General features: G+C 54.7%; 11 protein-coding genes. 3 read left to right on the top strand and 8 right to left on the bottom strand.

Annotation, left to right across the window (positions count from 1 at the left end; genetic code table 11):
- Window positions 1-70: 70 nt before the first annotated feature.
- From A4S02_RS02545 to A4S02_RS02520, 6 genes are all read right to left on the bottom strand, one after another.
- A complete protein-coding gene (locus A4S02_RS02545) occupies window positions 71-1,681 on the bottom strand; it encodes an efflux transporter outer membrane subunit (protein WP_070322861.1) in 1,611 nt (536 codons plus the stop codon).
- Window positions 1,678-3,030 carry an efflux RND transporter periplasmic adaptor subunit gene (locus A4S02_RS02540; protein WP_070322860.1) on the bottom strand — a complete coding sequence of 451 codons (1,353 nt, stop codon included), beginning with the start codon at window positions 3,028-3,030 and terminating at the stop codon, window positions 1,678-1,680. Before A4S02_RS02540 ends, A4S02_RS02545 begins: the two co-directional genes overlap by 4 nt.
- Window positions 3,027-6,200: an efflux RND transporter permease subunit gene (locus tag A4S02_RS02535; protein WP_070322859.1), complete on the bottom strand. Its 3,174-nt coding sequence runs from the start codon at window positions 6,198-6,200 to the stop codon at window positions 3,027-3,029. Before A4S02_RS02535 ends, A4S02_RS02540 begins: the two co-directional genes overlap by 4 nt.
- 97 nt (window positions 6,201-6,297) lie before the next feature.
- Entirely contained in the window at window positions 6,298-7,689 is a 1,392-nt protein-coding gene (locus tag A4S02_RS02530; RefSeq protein ID WP_082246727.1) for a sensor histidine kinase, read from the bottom strand.
- Window positions 7,676-8,407, bottom strand: coding sequence for a response regulator transcription factor (locus A4S02_RS02525; RefSeq protein ID WP_070322858.1), 732 nt, complete (start codon window positions 8,405-8,407; stop codon window positions 7,676-7,678). The genes A4S02_RS02530 and A4S02_RS02525 overlap by 14 nt, the downstream gene beginning before the upstream one ends.
- 3 nt (window positions 8,408-8,410) lie before the next feature.
- Window positions 8,411-9,682 (bottom strand): DNA recombination protein RmuC, encoded by a 1,272-nt coding sequence (locus tag A4S02_RS02520; RefSeq protein ID WP_070322857.1) that lies wholly within the window; start codon window positions 9,680-9,682, stop codon window positions 8,411-8,413.
- Window positions 9,683-9,986: 304 nt separating this feature from the next.
- Here A4S02_RS02520 and A4S02_RS02515 point away from each other — a divergent pair, with 304 nt between their 5' ends.
- Complete coding sequence (locus tag A4S02_RS02515; RefSeq protein WP_228142436.1) at window positions 9,987-11,201, top strand: MFS transporter; 1,215 nt, start codon at window positions 9,987-9,989, stop codon at window positions 11,199-11,201.
- Window positions 11,202-11,399: 198 nt separating this feature from the next.
- Entirely contained in the window at window positions 11,400-11,804 is a 405-nt protein-coding gene (locus A4S02_RS02510; RefSeq protein ID WP_019090030.1) for a hypothetical protein, read from the top strand.
- A 23-nt stretch (window positions 11,805-11,827) separates the two neighbouring features.
- Here A4S02_RS02510 and bcp read toward each other — a convergent pair whose 3' ends face one another.
- Together bcp and A4S02_RS02500 are read right to left on the bottom strand one after the other, a co-directional pair.
- The gene (gene bcp, locus A4S02_RS02505; protein WP_019090029.1) at window positions 11,828-12,316 is read right to left on the bottom strand and encodes a thioredoxin-dependent thiol peroxidase; all 489 of its coding nucleotides are present in this window, start codon (window positions 12,314-12,316) and stop codon (window positions 11,828-11,830) included.
- Between the two features lie 81 nt (window positions 12,317-12,397).
- Window positions 12,398-15,475: a bifunctional [glutamine synthetase] adenylyltransferase/[glutamine synthetase]-adenylyl-L-tyrosine phosphorylase gene (locus A4S02_RS02500; RefSeq protein ID WP_208858909.1), complete on the bottom strand. Its 3,078-nt coding sequence runs from the start codon at window positions 15,473-15,475 to the stop codon at window positions 12,398-12,400.
- A gap of 116 nt (window positions 15,476-15,591) precedes the next feature.
- Between A4S02_RS02500 and A4S02_RS02495 the strand changes: the two genes are divergently transcribed.
- The gene (locus A4S02_RS02495; protein ID WP_208858935.1) at window positions 15,592-18,777 is read left to right on the top strand and encodes an AsmA-like C-terminal region-containing protein; all 3,186 of its coding nucleotides are present in this window, start codon (window positions 15,592-15,594) and stop codon (window positions 18,775-18,777) included.
- Window positions 18,778-18,806 lie beyond the last annotated feature (29 nt).

The raw sequence follows: 18,806 nt of genomic DNA, 5'->3' as shown, positions 1-18,806 counted from the left end.
TTCTTCCGATTCCGCACCACGCACAGGGCGCAGACAAGAATCTCCCGCGTTCCGATCAGAAGTGCCGCGCTTACCGGGGCGCTGGCTGTGTGTCAAGTGGTTGTGTGTTTTTCATGCCGCCTGTCAGATCATTGGAAACCGGATCTGTCTGGGTGCTAATGCCGCCCAATGGGGCTGCATGCCGCAGATTTTCATATTGCAAGGGCTTGAAAGGCATGATGGTTTCCTCACCATGCGGCAATTGGCTACGAGACCACCCGCCCCCAAGGGCACGCACAAGTTGCACACGTGCATCCACCTGCCGGGTTTGCGCCTGCACCAATGAAATGCGCGCGTTCAACGCCGCCACCTGCGCCACCACAACATCCAAATAATTGGTGAGCCCGCCAGTATATAGCACCATCGTCATACCCTGCGTGCGCAAGGCCGCATCTACAGCGTTACTTTCCTGCTTCACCTGCGTTTTTAAACGGTTGGTGCGCGTTAGGTTGTCTTCCACTTCCTGAAAAGCATCCAGCACCGTGGCACGGTAAAGGTCTTCCGTTTGCCGGTAGCCTGACCATGTGCGCTGCAATTCTGCTCGCCGCAGACCACCTTGAAACAACGGCAGCACAGCTTGCGCCCCAAACTGGTACATGGCGTTGTACAGCGAGGCCAGATCGAACCCGTTATCCATAAAGCCTGTCATGGCGTTAAATGTAACGTGCGGATAAAACGCCGCGCGAGATACGCCTATGGTTCTATTGGCCTGGGCCATACGCCGCTCTGCCGCAGCAATATCCGGCCTGCGTTCTAGCAAGGTAGAAGGCAGCGCTATGGGTGGCTCTTTCTCTTCAAACGTCAGCTTTGTAACCGGCGCGATGTGGAACGAGGCCGGAGCCTGATTTACCAGCACAGCAATGGCATGTTCCATAACATCACGCTGGGTACGGATATCTGTTTCCTGCGCCTGTGTGGTGTAAAGCTGGGCTTCTGCACGGGAAACATCCATACCCGGAGCAATTGCCCCGGCCAGACGCATGCGCGTAACCTGCACGGCTGTTTGGTAATACCGGATGGAATCCTTGTACACCGCATCCTGCGCATCTAACCCGCGCAGAATAACGTAATCCGATGCCAGCTCTGCCTGTAGGCTCAAACGTGCTGAGGCATAATTGGCAGCATCTTCCTGCACACCCTGCTTGGCCATACGGATACGGTTGCGGATAGCAGACCAAAAATCCGGCTCCCACGTTGCGGTGGCCGAATACTGCTCGGACGACATATACATCGGCCCGGTTGCCCCGGCCTCATGCCAGAGCCTGTGTTGTGAGCCTTTATATTTTTCCCCGCTCGCCGCGCCATTCAACTGCGGATAGAGGTGAGATTTGGCTTCCGCCGCCATATCGCGCGATTGCATGAACGCTTCTGCCTGCGCCTGCAAATCCGGGTTCAGACGCATGGCCTGATCTTCCAACTGGTTCAACACCGGATCACCCAGCATTGTCCACCAATCCGGACGCATGGCGCTATCCGATGGATGTGCAGGCTTCATTACGCCCTGCCCGCTCCAGTTATCAGGCAGCACAAACTGCGCAGGCTTATAGCGCGGGGCCATATCACAGCCCACCAAGGCTGATGTAGCCACCCCTACCAATAGAATATGTGTGACGTTACGCGGCAGAATGTTCCCCTTCCTCATGGGCGGGCCCCAGCTTCAGAGGCATCCGCGCTGTCATCGGGCATTGCGCGGGTGTCATCTCCTTCCTCCTGTTCGGATGATTTGGTGGGAGGAACTGGCTTTTGGGGTTCTGCTTTTTTGGCCGCAGGCGGCGTGCTAGGCAGGTTATAGCCGGGCGTGCCCTTAACAATGCGTACTTCCTGCCCATCCAGCAGGCCTGCGGATGGGTTATTAATAACCCGATCCGTTTTTTTCACACCGCGCAGAATTTGCACTGTTGTGCCAAAGTTGGTGCCCAGTGTGACGCTTACGAGATGCACGTGGTTGGTATCATCCACCAGCGCAACCTGCGTACCTTCTGCTCTGAATACAATGGCGCCCAATGGTAGAATCAGTTCTTCCGTATCACCGGGAGCATGGAACGTGGCAGTGGCATAGGAATTAGGCCACAACTCTCCGGATTTATTGTCCAGCGTCAATTCTGTTGTGACGGTACGGGTGGAGGCATTAAAGGCCGATGCCGTAGCCAGAAAATGCGCCCGGAAGGTGCGTTCAGGATATTGCGGAATACTTAAATCCGCCTCCAACCGAGGGGAGATAATATCTGCATAATCCTGCGGTACGGCCACAAACACACGCATGGCATGCACATCTGCCACACTAAACAGCTCGGTAGCATTGCCGTGGGCATCTATATCCCCACGTCCGGCGTTGACGTAATCCCCCACATCCGCCAAGCGCGATGTAACAACGCCATCAAACGGCGCAACAATCTTCTTAAATGCTTCCAGCGCGGCATAACGTTCTACATCATGCTGGGCGGCTTCTACCTCGGCCTTCTGGGCCTCGGCATTCGCTGCCTGTACATCTACTTCCTGCTGAGAAACAGCTTGCGTACCCTGCAGGGCCTTCCAGCGTTTTGCTGTAATCTGGGCCAGCTTGTACCGCGCCAGCGCCACATTCAGGTTGGCTTTGGCAGCGGCAAACTGGGCATCTAATCCCGGTGTATCAATTTCGGCCAGCACATCGCCTGCCTTCACCTTGGCGCCAAAATCTTTGTACCACATTTTCACATAGCCAGAGACCTGCGCATAAATGGGCGCCTGATACCACGCGGCTATATTGGCTGGCAGGGAAAGCGTGCGTTCATCTGGCCCCGGCTGGGGGAAGATAACCTGCACGGATGGAATAGCGTTATGTGCCGTTTCATGCGCCAGATTAACATACTGCGTGTGGCGCTGAACAATACCCACCACTGCCAGCAGGATGGCAACCCCACCAACAGCCACAAACCCGATCTTGCGTTTACGTGTGCTGCCAGCCGGCGTGGGAGATTGAGGCCCTGAAGCGTCTGGATGCTCTTGGGTCATGCGGCAGCTTCCTCTTGTTCGGTTTCATGCGGTTTTTTACGTGTGTGCAGCATGGCAAATACGCAGGGCACGAACAGCAGAGTGGCAACAGTTGCCACTATCAGGCCGCCCATAACTGCCTTACCCAAGGGTGCGTTTTGCGAATTACTTAAAGACATGGGCAACATGCCAATAATCATGGCAGAGGCTGTCATCAGCACGGGGCGAATACGCTCAAACCCAGCTTCCAACGCGGCCTTAATGGCATCACCGTGCTCTTCCAGCCGTTCACGCGCAAAGGCCACCACCAGAATGGCATTAGCCGTGGCGGTGCCCATGCACATAATAGCCCCTGTAAGCGCAGGCACAGAAAGCGTGGTGTGCGTAAGAAACAAGCTCCATGAAATACCAGCCAGCGCACCGGGCAATGCGGTGATGATGATGAACGGATCTAGCCAAGACTGAAAGTTCACCACAATCAGCAGGTAAACCAGCAGCACAGACATGGCCAAGCCACCCAGCAACTGCACATAGGCACTGTTCATGGTGATAGCCTGCCCCAGCACGCTGAGGGAGGAACCATGAGGCAGATCGCCCTGCGCTTCATCTACAATACGCGAAACCTCGCGCGAGACAGTGCCAAGATCTATCCCTTCGTTTGTGGCGTAAATATCAAACACCGGCATGATGTTGTAATGCGCCACCTCCGCCGGGGTGCCAATCTGATCAATCTTGCTCAAACCACCCAAAATTTGCGGGTCTTGGCCTGATGGGTTGCCATCCCCTTTATCAACAGGCGTGATTTCCAGATCATTCATGGTTTGGAGGAAAGGTGCCGGTGTTTGAATATCAATCAGATGCGAGACACCTGTTTTGGTATCCAGCCAGTACACCTGCCCCACCTGAGAACTACCAGACAGAGAAACCAGTGCGTTATTGGCTACATCGGATTCTGTAATACCGGTGCCCAATGCATAGGTTCGGCGGGTATTCACCATAAGTGTCGGCGTGGTCATGGGCTGTTGCACAAACACATCTGTCAGGCCCGTAACATGGCGCAGGCGTTCTGCCAGACGGTTCGCAAAACGGAAGTTTTCCGACAGGTTGCGCCCAATCACCTGCACATCAATAGGTGATGGCAGACCGAAGTTCAGGATTTTAGCTGTCAGATCCCCCGGCAGGAAGGAGAACTGTGTGCCGGGGAATTTCATATTCAGATTATGGCGCAAAAGCCGCCGATATTCCGCCACAGGAGATGCCGGATTTTTAAGAGAAACCGTAATATCGCAATCCTGCGTGCCCACAGTTGGCGTTGGAATATAGGCTTGGTTCAGCGGGCTAAATGGCAAGCCGCAGTTATCAACCAGCCCTTCTACTTGCCCCGGCAGTGTGCGTTCGATCTCATCATTCACTAACTGAGAAATCTTACCGGATTCCTCCAGCCTTGTGCCAATGGGCGCACGCATATGCAGGGCAATGGCATCCGAGTTCACTTCGGGGAAGAAATCCTGCCCCACAAAGAACAGCAGCCCCAAGGAGCCAAGAGAGCACAGCACAAACACCGGTACAAAAGTGCCGCGCGTTGCCACCAGATGCGAAAGCAATTCGTGATACCGGTGCCGGAACTGCTCGAACTTGCGCTCAAACCCACGCTGAAAGCGGCCAAAAATGGTTTTGGGTTCCTGCGGCCCATGCGCATGGGCCGCCACCTGTGCCGCCAGCATGTATTTGGCCATAGTGGGCACCAGTGTTCGGGACAGAATGAAAGAGGCGATCATGGCAAAAATGATGGCTTCGGCCATCGGCATGAACAGCCAGCCCGCAACACCCGTAAGCTGGAACAGCGGCATCCACACAATGCAGATACACATGGTGGACACAAAGGTGGGAATAACAATCTGGTTGGCGGCATCAATAATGGCCGTTTCCAGATCCTTCTCCATCTCAAGGTGCGCATCGATATTTTCGATCATCACCGTGGCGTCATCCACCAAAATACCCACGGCCAGCGCCAAGCCACCCAGTGTCATGACGTTGATGGTCTGCCCGGCCCATCCCAGCCCGATAACAGAGCAGAGCATGGCCAGCGGAATGGAGGTGGCAATAATAACAGTAGACCGCCAAGACCCCAGAAACAGCAGCACCACAAGCCCTGTCAGGCATGCGGCAGTGAGCATTTCACGCACCACATCCTGCACGGATTCCTTCACGAAGGTGGAGGCATCATTCAACACTTTGATGCTCACGCCTTCAGGCAGGGTTTTTACAATGCCCGGCAGCAGCTTTTTAACCCCCGCCACAACATCCAGCGTAGAGGCATCACCACTTTTCATGATGACGATCAAAACGCCTTGTTGCCCTTTTACCAGCACAAGGTTGGTTTGCGGCGGCCCGCCTGCATGCACCCACGCCACATCCTGCAAGCGCACCACGGCATCCCTCACCTGTTTGATGGGGATCATGTTCAGCTCTTCCATGTTTTTGGGAGAGGCGTTGGTCTGAACCATCCAGTCAAACGGGCCAATGCGCTGATCACCCGCAGGCAGCACAATATTCTGGCTGTTCAGCGCACGAGAGACATCCACCGGGGAAAGCCGATGCGCCAGCAGCTTAACCGGGTCCAGATCCACCATGATATTGCCCGGCTGCCCCCCGTAAGGGTTGGGAATGGCAGCCCCCGCCACGGAAACAAGCGCAGGGCGGATAAGGTTGGAGGACATATCGTAAATCTGTGAGGCCGTCATGGAGGTGGAAGACACCTGCAACGTGATAACCGGCACAGAAGATGCGTTATAAGCCAACACCAATGGCGGTGTGGAACCCGTGGGCATCTGCTTGATAACTGTCTGCGATACCGAGGTAATCTGGGTTTGCGCCACAGATGTATCCGTACCGGGCTGGAAGTAGATCTTCACAATCCCACGGCCGTAATACGATTGGCTCTCGATATGCTCGATATTATTCACGGTCGCGGTCAGGGCGCGTTCGTAATAATATACCACGCGGCCAGACATATCTTCAGGCATCAGGCCCGTATAGGTCCAGACCACTGCCACAACAGGAATACGAATGCTGGGAAATACGTCTGTAGGCGTATTAAATATCCCCCTGATTCCGAACACCAGAATCAGGATGGAAAGCACCACAAACGTATACGGCTTTTTAAGCGCGGTAACGACAATTTCGTTCATGCGCTCCAACCTTGCACGGTTAGAGACGCTGCATTGCAGACAGGCAGATTTGGCATGGTTTTATCGTTACATACATATCTGCGGCCCGCCAACATCATTACGTGCAATCTTCAACCTTTTGTAAAAAAGCGGATGGAAAGGTAATTCTAAAACAGGTGCCTATTCCTTCGGCCCCTGTTTCAATGGTGACATGGGCTTCGTGCAGATGCGCAATGGCGCACACAAGGCTAAGCCCCAGCCCGCTACCCGGTACGTGGCGGCTTTTATCTGACCGATAAAAGCGTGAAAGCACGGCTTCTCTTTCTGTTGGTGCAATACCTACACCTGTATCCGTTACAAACAGGGTTGCTGCCCCGTTGATTCGCTGTGAACCCAGAGTGATACGGCCACCTTCTGGTGTGAATTTGATAGCGTTATCAACTAGATTAGCCAAAAGCTCGATCAACAAGTGTCGGTCTCCCCATACAAAGCAAGGGGCTTCGCCCTCCTTTGCAACCAGCACTTTATCTTCCATTTCAGCTATGGGTTCATACAAATCAAATACGTCTGCCACCAGATCGGCTAAAAGCACCTGCCCGAAGCCTGCTTTTCTGCGGCTGTTTTCTATTTCTGCAATGCGCAGCAATGCGGTGATAATACCTAAACACTGGTCCAGATCATCCACGGCACGCCCTACCGTGGCCTCAAGCGCTTCCGGCTCTGTTCCGGTAGAGAGTGCCCGCTCCAATCGGGCACGCACGCGGGAAAGAGGTGTGCGCAAATCATGCGCAATATCATTCCCCACCTCCCGCATATCGTCCATCAGCCGTTCCAGCCGGTCCAACATACGGTTTACACTGCCAGCCAAGCGTTCCAGATCATCCCACTCCTTGGCCGCGGGCAGGCGTTCATGGATATCCCCGGCCATAATGCGGTCTATGGCCTCGTGCATTTCCTTCACGCGGGAAAGTGCGCGGTGGCTCAGCACGATCCCTAGAAACAACGCGAACACAAAAGTGGGAATGGCCGCCACCAACATGGTGTGGCGCAGCATGAGTTTTTGTTCAGAAAGCAGATAAAAACTGCGCCCCAACACCAAAATAGTGCCATCTGGCAGTTTTTCTGCCAGCACGCGCAAGGGGTACGAATCCCCTTCTTCGGGGTAGATTTCTACATTATGGGGTTTGCCATCCGCCTTCAGGCCCTTAGGCCATGTGCGCAAATCCCCAGCAATAAGGGCATGCCCGGAATCAAACAGCCCGGCACTGTTAATGATCAGCCGCAGATCATCCGTGGCGCGCCGGCGAATAACGTATTCCAGATGCTCGGGAGACATCTGGGCCAGCAGTTCGGCCTCACCTTTCAGCAACTCGGTGGAACGGCGAGATTCCACAGCCTCAAGCTGCGCGTAAACCAGGCCAAACTGCATGACCATCACCCCCGCCATGGCGGCCAACGCCATAAGGGTGATGCGAAAAGTAGCTGTGCGAAAAAGTTCAGTCAGGAACACGCAGCCGGAATCCCGTTCCGCGAATGCTCTCGATCAACGGTTCCTCTCCCGGCCCATCAATTTTACGCCGCAACTTGCCAATATGCACATCCACCAGATTGGTACGCGGAATAAACCGATACTGCCACACATCTTCCAGCAACATGGAACGTGTGAGCACCTGCCCCGGCCTGCGCATGAGATATTCAAGCAAACGAAATTCACGCGGCAGCAGCTCAATTTCCCGTCCATCGCGCCAGACACGGCGTTCTATCAGATCCATATCAATCGGCCCCAGATGCAGCTTGGTGCTGCGCGTATCATCCGGCCTGCGCAACAGGACTTCTATACGGGCTACCAGTTCTTCTATGGCAAAAGGCTTGGTGAGATAATCATCCCCACCCGCTTTAAGACCCGTTACCCGATCATCCACCGCCGAAAGGGCAGAAAGCACCAGGGCCGGCAGACGTATGCCCTGCTGGCGCATGGTTTCTATAACGCTCAAACCATCAAGACCGGGCAAAAGACGGTCCACCACCATAACATCGGCCTCTAGCCGTAAGGCAGCTTCCAGCCCGGCATCTCCTGTGGCTTCATGCAGCACCTTAAAACCGCGGGCTGTCAGTTCAGCTGCAATTTCTTCGGCTATGGTGCCATCATCTTCTACCAGAAGCACCGTTTTCCCATTGGGTGAGAAAAAATCGGCATCTTCCTTGAGCATATCTGCTGTTCCATTCATCTGTTACCCTGATGCCATCCCATTTGAATCAACACCAGTAAATTCAATTTCAGACTCTTCTGTTCCGGCGGTATTGTCTTCCGGTTCATCCAGTTCACGCAACTTGCGGCTGACCGAACGTGTGCGCCTGCGGGCTTCCTCGATAGAAAAGGACATGGCCTGTGCATTGCGCGCCAGTTTATCCAGCACGCCATCCATCTTAATCATTTCCTGCCGTGTGGCCCCCAGCAGGCGCGCTATGGTTTCTGTCCGCTCTTCCAGCGCGAGTGTAACGTACCCCAGATGGATTGTGCGCAACATGGCTGGCATAAGAGCCGGCCCCATAACCATAACCCGAAACTGCCGCCCCAGATCATCAATCAGCCCCGGCATACGTGCCACTTCTGTATATAACCCATCTGTGGGCAGATACAGTACGGCAAACTCCACTGTTTTGGGCGGATGGATATATTTGCTGGAAATTTTGCGCGCCTCTAGACGCATGGTATTTTCCAGAGATTTACGGGCTGCCTTTTCCCCCGCCGTATCGCCTTCATCTGCGGCATTTAACAACCGCTCATAGGCCTCGGTGGGAAATTTACTGTCTACTGGCAACAGGGGCGGTGTGCTGGATTTAACCGGCATGCGGATGGCAAATTCCACCACGTCATTCCCATTGCCAATCCGTACATTGCTTTCATACGTACCGGGCGGCAGCACATCATCCAAAATGGCGCGCAACTGGGCTTCACCCCAGCCACCACGGGTTTTAACATTGCTGAACAGACGTTTGAGGTCCCCTATCTGGCCTGTCATGGCCCGTACCTCACCCATGGCCTTTTGCATGGCAGAAAACTGCTCCAGCACACGCTGAAACGATGTTTGCATCTGCTGCTCTACGGCTTCGTGCAACTGTTCTGTAACCGCATGGCGAATGGAGGCAAGCTGCTGGGCAGATGTGTCTGCCAGATTACGCAAGGCTTCGGCCTGTGCGGCGCGGGCTTCGGCCTGCTCCCGCCCCAGCCCTCCGGCCAGCGCGCCAAGCTGCTCGGCCAATTCCGTGCGCATGCGCTCAATACGCCCACCCATGGCACGTTCCATTTCCACCATGCTGTTGCGCTGTGCGGCAATATCCGAACGTGCTGTGGTGGCCTCGCGCTCTACAAGAACGTACAATCGGGCCAGCAGATCTGCATCTGTGCCACCCCCGGATTTGGGGCGTAGCACAACAACAGCACCAGCCCCCAATAGCAGGGCACAGATAGCAACACTCAAAAGAACAATTATGGAACTCATGCCTTGTTTTGTCTGATGTTTGCAACAAGAGCAAGCACCACAAATGCATAGAATACCCGCCACAATCAGCTTTATCGCACATCCGTAATGACAAGAAACCATAGGCGGTGGTATGACCTACCCATCCGCCTGCCCTGCGTGCAGCACATGCTTTATGCAGTGGGCCAATAAAATTTGTTATCCGGGATGCGTGGTTAAATAACACCATCCCTCTTCCAGACAGGAGAACAATAAGAGTGAACACGGCACAGCGCATTCGCGGCATTGTGGCAGGTTCCGCAGGCAACCTACTGGAATATTTTGATTGGTATGTTTATTCCTCTTTCACCATTTACTTTGCGCATGCCTTTTTTCCACACGGCAATCCTACCGTAGAACTCTTAAATGCAGCCGCAGTATTTGCTGTAGGTTTTTTCATGCGCCCTGTGGGCGGATGGCTTTGGGCATGGCGGCGGATCGATATGGCCGGCGTAGCGCGCTCACCATTTCTGTGCTCACCATGTGTTTTGGGTCTTTGGCCATTGCCGTATGCCCTACTTATGATCAAATCGGCCTTGCAGCTCCGCTGCTTCTGTTAGTTGCCCGCCTGCTGCAAGGCCTGAGCCTTGGGGGAGAATACGGGGCATCCGCTACCTATCTGGCAGAAGTGGCCACACCGGAACATCGCGGATTCTGGTCTGGCTTTTTGTATGTCACACTGGTTATGGGCCAGCTTCTGGCACTTGTTCTGCTATTGGTCATGCAATACGTGCTGCTTACACCACAGCAGATTGCAAGCAGGGGCTGGCGTGTGCCGTTTCTGATGGGTGCTTTAGGCGCTGTGCTGGTGTTCTGGCTACGCCGCCAGATGACAGAAAGTGACAGCTTTAAAAACGCACATACAGAAGAAGAAAAAGGCGGTATTCGCGTTCTTCTGCATCATTGGCGGGCTGTGCTGACGGTATGCGGCCTTACCCTTGGTGGCACCGTAGCATTTTATACCTATACCATTTACATGCAGAAATATCTGGCCAATACGCTGGGCTTTCCCAAGGAAACAGCAACCCTTATTTCCACCGCCAGTCTGGTGGTATTTGCCGCCATGCAGCCTGTTTTTGGGGCCATTTCTGATAAAATTGGCCGCAAACCGCTGCTGCTATTTTTTGGCTTTGGCGCAACATTTGGCACTATTCCGCTGCTGCATATGCTTGCAGGTGCTTCGTCCCCATGGGCGGCTTTTGCCCTGATTGTTACGGCGCTGTTTATTGCATCGGGCTACACATCCATTAACGCCATTGTGAAAGCAGAGCTGTTTCCAACCCGTATTCGCGCTTTGGGTGTGGCTCTGCCTTATGCGCTCACGGTTTCCATTTTTGGTGGCACTACGGAATACATTGCTCTGTGGTGTAAACAGATCGGGCACGAAAACTGGTTTGCCGGTTATGTTTCCATTTGTGCGGCGGTCACCCTGCTTACGGTTTTGCGTCTTAAACAGGCAAACCGCATTACCGCACCGGCCGCCGCTCCTGCACGTTCCTAATATCAGTGCACGGCATGTTGTCTTTCACGCATGAGGCAACATGCCAGTTACGGTCTTTTAATTACGAGCCTGAGAGTTTCATAAAATAGCTGTGCAAAATAACGCCGCGGATACGCCTTTAATTTGCCATAAGACGCGCCATTATTTGAAATGAGGCAAAGAACGCAGGTGTAATCCTGTTTCAAGGAGGCTCATTTCATGCGCCAGATAACCAAACTTCTGATGGCCCTGCCCGTTATTACAGGCCTTGGCTTGGCAAGCGTGCCAATGGCGCAGGCGCAACCTGGCCCACATATGATGGGCGGCCCCGGTTGGGCCGGTGGCCCACGTGGCGGACCGGGTGGCCCCGGCTGGGGCGGGCCAAGGGGCGGCTATTACCATCATCGTGGCCCCGGCGGCGGCGCCATTGCCGGTGCCCTTATTGGCGGATTGGCCGTGGGGGCTTTGGCCGGAGCCACAATGGCTGGTGGCCCGCCAGTGGCTTACGCACCGCCCCCTCCTCCGCCTCCACCAGCTTACGTGGTACCAGCCGTACCGGTTATGCCCGGACCGGGCTACGGCTATTATGGCCCCCCGGGCGGCGGATATTACCAAGCGTGGTAATAACTAAAGCCTAAAAGCAAAAATCAGGCACTGCCCGCCAATGTGCGGGCAGCTTCTAGCACGGCTTCAACATGGCCCGGCACTTTCACCTTGGGCCAGATATGCGCGATTTTACCATCCGCCCCAATCAGGAAAGTTGTGCGCTCAATACCCATATACTGGCGGCCGTAATTGGTTTTTTCTACCCACACGCCGTAGGCCTCTGTCACGCTCCCGGCTTCATCTGATGCCAAGGGAAATGTTAGGTCATATTTGGTTGCAAAGGCATCCAGCTTTTTCACCGGATCGCGCGAGACGCCAATAACGGTCAGGCCTGCCTTGTCAAAATCCTTCAGAGCCTCGTTAAATCCGCAGGCTTCCTTTGTGCATCCGGGTGTATCTGCCTTGGGGTAGAAATACAGAACAAATGGCTTGCCCTTAAAATCTGCCAACGTCACCTTACGGCCACCGCTTGCTTCCATATCAAACGCCGGAGCAACATCCCCTACTTTAAGCGTGTGTTTTTCCGTCATGCTTGGGTTTCCTTCTTTTAACATCTCTTACGCCAGACTGAACGTGCTAGGTTAGCAAGCTGTTCCAGCTTCAAACCCGGCTTATGCCACCGGGCCAACCAGCCGGACAAAAACTGCGTGCACATCACGCGCTAGAATGTTTGCTTTTTCAATCAGATCCGGCAGGGTCTCCAGCTTCATGGCTCTTAGCAGCACGTTTAATGATGCCGATGCCAGATCACGCTCCAGATCAACAGGCGGCGTTGCCCCACAGAGCAGCCGCAATACAGCCTGAAGCTGACGCCAGAACAACTCGGCCTGCTTTAAAAACTGGGCATCTTCTGCACTCAGCAGCCCTGCCTTTTCCAGCCGCCCCAGCGCCAAACGAGTACTTACATCCCGCACAGCACTATTTGCGCCAATCAACTGATAAATCTGGGCAATAAATTCCACATCTATCAGCCCGCCCAGCCGCCGTTTAACATCCCACACAGAAGATGCGGGCAGGTCTCGCGCCAAACGTGCGCGCATGGCGCAGGCATCTTTAAGCAGTATTGCGCGAGGTGCTGGCTCGGCCCGCAAATGGCCATCCAGAATGGTATCCAGATCCTGCCTTAAAACACGCTTCAATTCTGCTGGAGCGGCCACAATACGGGCACGCGTGAGCGCCATGCACTCCCATGTCCATGCGGATTCTGTGTGGTAACGCAAAAAAGCGGGGCGCGAGACAGCAACCGGCCCTGCTGCGCCAGAGGGACGCAACCGCATATCCACCGCGTATAATGGCCCTTCTGGCCCCGGTGCAGTTAGCGCAGCAATAAAAGCATGGGCCAACCGTGTGTAATACTGCGCCACCCCCACAGAACGCGGGGCAGAAAACAGCGGACGCTCTGCTTTTGTATCCGCCTGCGGCACCTCACTGGCCTGCACATCTTCGGGATGATCAAATACCATTAGCAAATCAAGGTCAGACCTCGGCATCATCTCGCGCGAGCCAGCTTTGCCAAGTGCTACAATGGCCATACCACCGCCCGGAACATGCCCGTAGCGGCGTGTGTGCTCTACTTCCACCGCGTGTTTAACAATGGTGATAATAATATCCGCCAGCACCGTGCGCTGCTTTTCGGCCTCGTTTTCCGTAATGCGGCCTTCCAACAAGGCAACGGATAGGCGAAATTCCTCGCCGCGCAAAAGCGGGCGCAGAGCTGTTACCAGCTCTTCAACATCTGCCATTTCCTCCGCCAGATGCTGAAGGCGCGCTACAACCGTACGTCCTTCCTCTGGCTCGGATTCCAACAACCCTTCCAGCGCAGAGGGCTTGTCTGCCAGATAATCTGCCAGAAAAACCGAGGCATCAAAGATATTAGCAATACGGTCCACCAACGCCGGATTGCGTTCAAACAGAGAAAGAAGCTGCACCCCGGCGTGTTGCCGCGCCAGCAACGCATCAAACCGGCGCAAACAGGCCAGAGGATTACTGCGAGCACCAAAGCTGGCCAGCAATGTCGGCAACAACACACGCAACAACGCATGTGCGCGTTCAGACCGCAGCGCCCGCAAGCCGTTACCGCGCCAACGGGTAAGAACCTGCGTAGCTTCTTCCACCTGTTCGGGCGGGAAACCGTGCTTTTGCAACAGTTCTGCCGTTTGCCCATCTTCCGGCCCCGGCACCAGCACGCTGCCCTCCACTTCTTCCGGCTGGGCGGAATGCAGCACAAAATGGCGTTCAAAAATACGCCGTGCCTCACGCATACGGGGCAACATATCCAGCGCCAGCACTTCGGCATCTGGATAGTTCATGAAGATGGCAAAAGCTTCAAATCCTTCCCGCGTATCGGGTAGGCTATGAGTTTGGTGGTCTGCGCGCATTTGCAAGCGATGTTCCGCATCGCGCAAAAAGCGATAGGTGCGGGCCAGCACCTCGGCCTCTTCCCGTGGCAGGCGGCCTGAACCCACAAGTTTTTTAAGTGCGCCAAAGGTGGTTTTATCCCGCAACGCAGGCTCGCGCCCACCCCAGACAAGCTGCATAGCCTGCGCGATAAATTCAATTTCACGAATACCGCCCTGCCCCAGCTTGAGGTTATGGCCCAACAGCCACTCTATACTGGCGGAAGGATCTGCCAGCACAGTATCCGGCAGGGTGGTTAAATCTGTCCGGCCCGCCTTACGGTAACGGTCAATCCGGGCCTTCATGTCATGCAGATCATCAATCAGCGCAAAATCCAGATGCCTGCGCCAGATGAATGGTCGAATAGCTGCCAGAAAACGCCGCCCCAGCGTGAGATCCCCCGCCACGGGGCGCGCTTTTGTCATGGCTGCGCGTTCCCACGTTTGGCCGAGGCTTTCATAATACAGGGTAGCAGCCTGCACTGTAACCGCCGGAGGCGTGGAGGATGGATCGGGCCGCAGCCTTAAATCTGTACGAAAAACGTATCCATTGGCATCTCGTGCTTCCATCAGGCTCACAAGATCGCTAGTCATACGCACGAACACACGCCGCACTGTGTCCGACTGAGGGTACGCTGTGGGATCATACAGCACCATCAGGTCTATATCGGATGAAAAATTCAGTTCCCGCGCGCCCAGCTTACCCATGGCCAGAATTACAAAGCCGCAGCCCTGCGCGGGCTGTTCCGGGTTGGGTAAAGCCAGTTGCCCTGCCTGAAAGGCGCTTAACAATAAATGCCTGACAGCCAGATCCAACGCGGTATCAGCCAAACGGCTCAGGGCATGTGTCACCTCTTCCAAAGACCAGAAGCCACCCAGATCCGCCACAGCGCAAATAAAAGCTATACGTTTTTTTGTATGCCGCAAAAAAGCTGCGACACACTCTCGCCCCGATGTTGTGTCAAACTTCGCGCATGTTGCAAACGCATCCTGCACACAAATATCCGGCCCCTGTTCCAGCAGGGCCGCAAAGGCCAGAACATCTTCACGCGCCAGATCAGCCAGATAAGGGCTGTTGCCCCCAAGGCAGGCCAGAAGCTCCCTCGCGCCCGGCTGTATCATGATGGAATCTGCAATACCGGCATCCTGCGCAAGGGCCAGCATGTCCTGCGTAAACAGATCGGCTGCACGTTTATCAGCCGGGGCGGGCCAATCTGCATCTGGCCACATGCGGGAACCATGCCCCCTAGGTTGCCTTACGTCTCGAAAAAGGGAATGGTCTGCCTGCGTCATGATCTGGCCCGTGCTGTGAACAATAAAGGCTTGCTGCGTTGACTTCCAACGGTCAAGACACCACGCGCCCACGGCGCACAAAAACCCGGCGATTTCTGGTCTATGGTGCCTATGCCATGGTTGGGCTGCCACTTGTGGGCACAGCTTTGCTGTTTGCACGCATGGCGCTGGGGCCCATAAATGTTACGCCGCTGGTGCGCCCTTTGTTGCCCGTTACCGTTATTTCCGGCAGCAAAAAGCAGCCTCCCGTCGCCACACTGGGGCTCAACCGCGCCTATCTGGAATGGAACGGCCTGCGTGATGGCTTCACATCTCCGGTCATGCTTGTTCTGCAGGATATTGCTGTTAAAGGCCCGGATCGCACAGTTGTTGATACCGTGCATGAAGCGCATGTTACACTAGATACACTGGCCCTGTTGCATGGTGGCATTGCCCTGCGCGCGGTGGAGCTAGAAGGCGTAAATCTTGCCCTGCGCCGTGGTAAAAACGGAGCTGTGGGGTTTGATTTTGATACCCCTCCTTCTGCTGGGGCAGGTGATAGCGGAAGTGTGGATACCGCTGGGCTGGACCGCGCTGTTATCTCGCACGCCATTGTGCGTATGAATGACCAGCTTACCGGCACACATTGGGTAGCTTCTCCGCTGGATGCCACATTGCACATGGCCTCAGCCCAAGGCAAAAAGGGCATAACGGGTGCGGTGCAATTTGCCGTAACGGGGGAAGAAAACCCCGATTGCCACATAGAGGTAAAAGCCAACAGCCTGTCAGATACAGATGGCAAAGGCATTGTATGGCATCTGGCAACCAATGCCGTTAAGCCTGCCAGTTTTTCCCATATTTCCCATGATCTGCAACATATCAGAACGCCTATTGCGGTGACGTCTGATGTCAGTTTCCTGCCTGCGCCGGGTTCGGATTGGCTGATGCCGGGTGCGATGGATCTGCATGCAGATGCACAAAGCGGCAAGGTAACAGCCGCCGGAGCACGTTACTTTTTAAACGGTGGCTCAGCCAATATTACCCTGCGGCTTGACCATCTTAAGGATGGCAGCACGCCTGCGCATATTATTGTCCATAACATTACCGCAAACCTGCGCAATCCAGACCACCCGGAAGATGAAGCCAGAGGGCTTAATCTGGCGGTATCCGGGCAAGTGGATGCCACTGATCTGGTAAACCCTACCACCGTTTCCGGGCAGGTTACTGCTGATATTCCGCAGGTATACTTTCCTGATCTGGTTTATTATTGGCCAGATAAGGCTGCCAAGGGCGGCAAAAAGTGGGTGACCAAAAACATTACAGATGGTGTGGCCTACAACCTGCACACCACTGTTTCCTTATCCAGCAAAACGGGTTGGAATGGTGTAGATGTTAGCAACATTGCCGGAGGGCTGGATGCCAAGGGGCTGACCATCTACTGGCTGCGGCCCATTTCTCCGCTCCGGGGCATGGATGCCCATATGGATGTGGATGGGCTGGACAAGCTGAGCATCAAGTTTGACCACGGCTACCAGCTTGTTGACCGTGCTGGTAAAAATGTAGGCCAAAATGGCACGGGTCGGATTGCCGCGGGCCCCGGCAGCATGGACATTGTGGGCCTGACCAAAAAAGACCAGACCGGCATTATCAACACGCAACTGGATGGCAAGTTGCAGGATGTTATGGCTCTTCTGGCCGAACCACGCCTGCATCTGCTTTCCCGCCACCCGCTGGATCTTCGTAACCCACGCGGGCGCGCTAAACTTCAGCTTATGCTCAGCCTGCCCTTGAAAGACGATGTCAGCATTGATGACATGGAAATTAAGGGCCATGCCGATATCACACAGGCATCGCTTGATAATGTGGTGGCAGGGCGTGGTGTACGGCGTGCTGATATCAAGCTGGATGCCACGGCGGATGGGCTTTCCCTTGCTGGGCATGGCGTATTGGGAGGCTTGCCCTCCAATATTTCCTATTCAACAGATTTCCGACATGTGCCGCCCACCGGACTTTTGGAACAGGCGCATCTGACATCTCGCATCACTCCGCAAACCGCAACGGCTGCCGGTTTTGCAACGGGAGACCACTTTGGTGGTTCGGCTGATGCCGTGGTGGATTACCGCCAGTACGGAGATCATCATGGGCTTGTGGATATCAACCTCAACCTCAGGAACTCCCAAATCCGTATTCCTCTCTGGCATAAGGCTCCGGGGCGCGCGGCACAGGCAAACGCCACACTGGGGCTGAAGAATGGCCAGATTGTTGCGGTCGATCGTATTCTGGCCACTGGCCCGGATTTGGATGTGCGTGGCAAGGCCCGCCTACGCCCCAACCATGCACCTCAACTGATTATCTCTTCCTTCCGCGTTGCCAATTCCACTGGTCACGCCATGTTGGAATTGCCGCAAAAAGGTGTAACAGGCTCAGTCATTCATGTTGGCGTATATGCAGACATGCTGGATCTTTCCCCCTTGGTAACGGGAGATCCATCAGACCCCAAACCCACGCAGCCAGCCAGCAGCGGCTACCATGTGCCAGAGGCTGCTACCGGCAAGCTACATGGCCCTCCGGGTACAGCATGGGCTATTGATCTGACAGCCAACACACTGCGCTACAACCCGGACAAACCTTCCTTAAAAGCTGTAAAAGCCTATTTTGAGGATAACGGTCAGCGGCTGGAAAAAATGTATTTTGCCATGCACGGGCCCACCCCCGTAAGCATGACACTTACCCCCAAAGCCGCGGGGCGAGACCTACGCGTTTCTATCCCGGACATGGGTGCATTTTTGTCTGACTTTAACATTCTGCCGGATGTTGAAGGTGGCCACGCCGTTCTTAGCGGATCTTTTGATGATACGGAGGCCTCCGCCCCGTTTAACGGCCGCATAACCGTAACGCCATTTGTGCTAAAAAAAGCCCCAACGGCCTTGCGTATGGCGCGGAATATCTCGTTTTACGGCTGGCTGGCGGCACACAAAACATCAGAATTTATGGTCACACACCTTGTGTTGCCCGTAACATTCAAAGATGGCGTGCTGAATATTCATGATGGCAGAACCGGCAACAACGCGCTGGGAGCAACGCTTGAAGGCAATGTAAATCTGGATAAGAACAGCATAGATTTACACGGCACTGTGGTGCCTATTTTTGCCATTAACAAATTGCCCGGAAAGCTGCCGGGCATTGGCTGGATGTTCAGCCCGGAAAAAGATGGCGGGCTTGTTGCCGTAACGTTTGGCGTGGCTGGGCAGATGAGCAATCCTTCCCTGCACATAAACCCCTATTCCATCTTTTTACCCGGAGCGCTGCGCCGGATTTTTTAACCCGGTGGCCGCCCCTTTGCGGGGCTTCG

The sequence above is a fragment of the Acetobacter ascendens genome, from assembly GCF_001766235.1.
Lineage (GTDB): Bacteria > Pseudomonadota > Alphaproteobacteria > Acetobacterales > Acetobacteraceae > Acetobacter > Acetobacter ascendens.
The sequence above is the reverse complement of the archived record's forward strand: the minus strand, read 5'-3'. Positions and strand labels throughout refer to the sequence as shown.

Excerpts from the sequence above, each read along its gene's own strand:
- A4S02_RS02545 (WP_070322861.1), bottom strand. The coding sequence starts at position 1,681 with ATGAGGAAGGGGAACATTCTGCCGCGTAACGTCACACATATTCTATTG.
- A4S02_RS02540 (WP_070322860.1), bottom strand. The coding sequence starts at position 3,030 with ATGACCCAAGAGCATCCAGACGCTTCAGGGCCTCAATCTCCCACGCCG.
- A4S02_RS02535 (WP_070322859.1), bottom strand. The coding sequence starts at position 6,200 with ATGAACGAAATTGTCGTTACCGCGCTTAAAAAGCCGTATACGTTTGTG.
- A4S02_RS02525 (WP_070322858.1), bottom strand. The coding sequence starts at position 8,407 with ATGAATGGAACAGCAGATATGCTCAAGGAAGATGCCGATTTTTTCTCA.
- A4S02_RS02520 (WP_070322857.1), bottom strand. The coding sequence starts at position 9,682 with ATGAGTTCCATAATTGTTCTTTTGAGTGTTGCTATCTGTGCCCTGCTA.
- A4S02_RS02510 (WP_019090030.1), top strand. The coding sequence starts at position 11,400 with ATGCGCCAGATAACCAAACTTCTGATGGCCCTGCCCGTTATTACAGGC.
- bcp (WP_019090029.1), bottom strand. The coding sequence starts at position 12,316 with ATGACGGAAAAACACACGCTTAAAGTAGGGGATGTTGCTCCGGCGTTT.
- A4S02_RS02500 (WP_208858909.1), bottom strand. The coding sequence starts at position 15,475 with ATGACGCAGGCAGACCATTCCCTTTTTCGAGACGTAAGGCAACCTAGG.
- A4S02_RS02495 (WP_208858935.1), top strand. The coding sequence starts at position 15,592 with ATGGTTGGGCTGCCACTTGTGGGCACAGCTTTGCTGTTTGCACGCATG.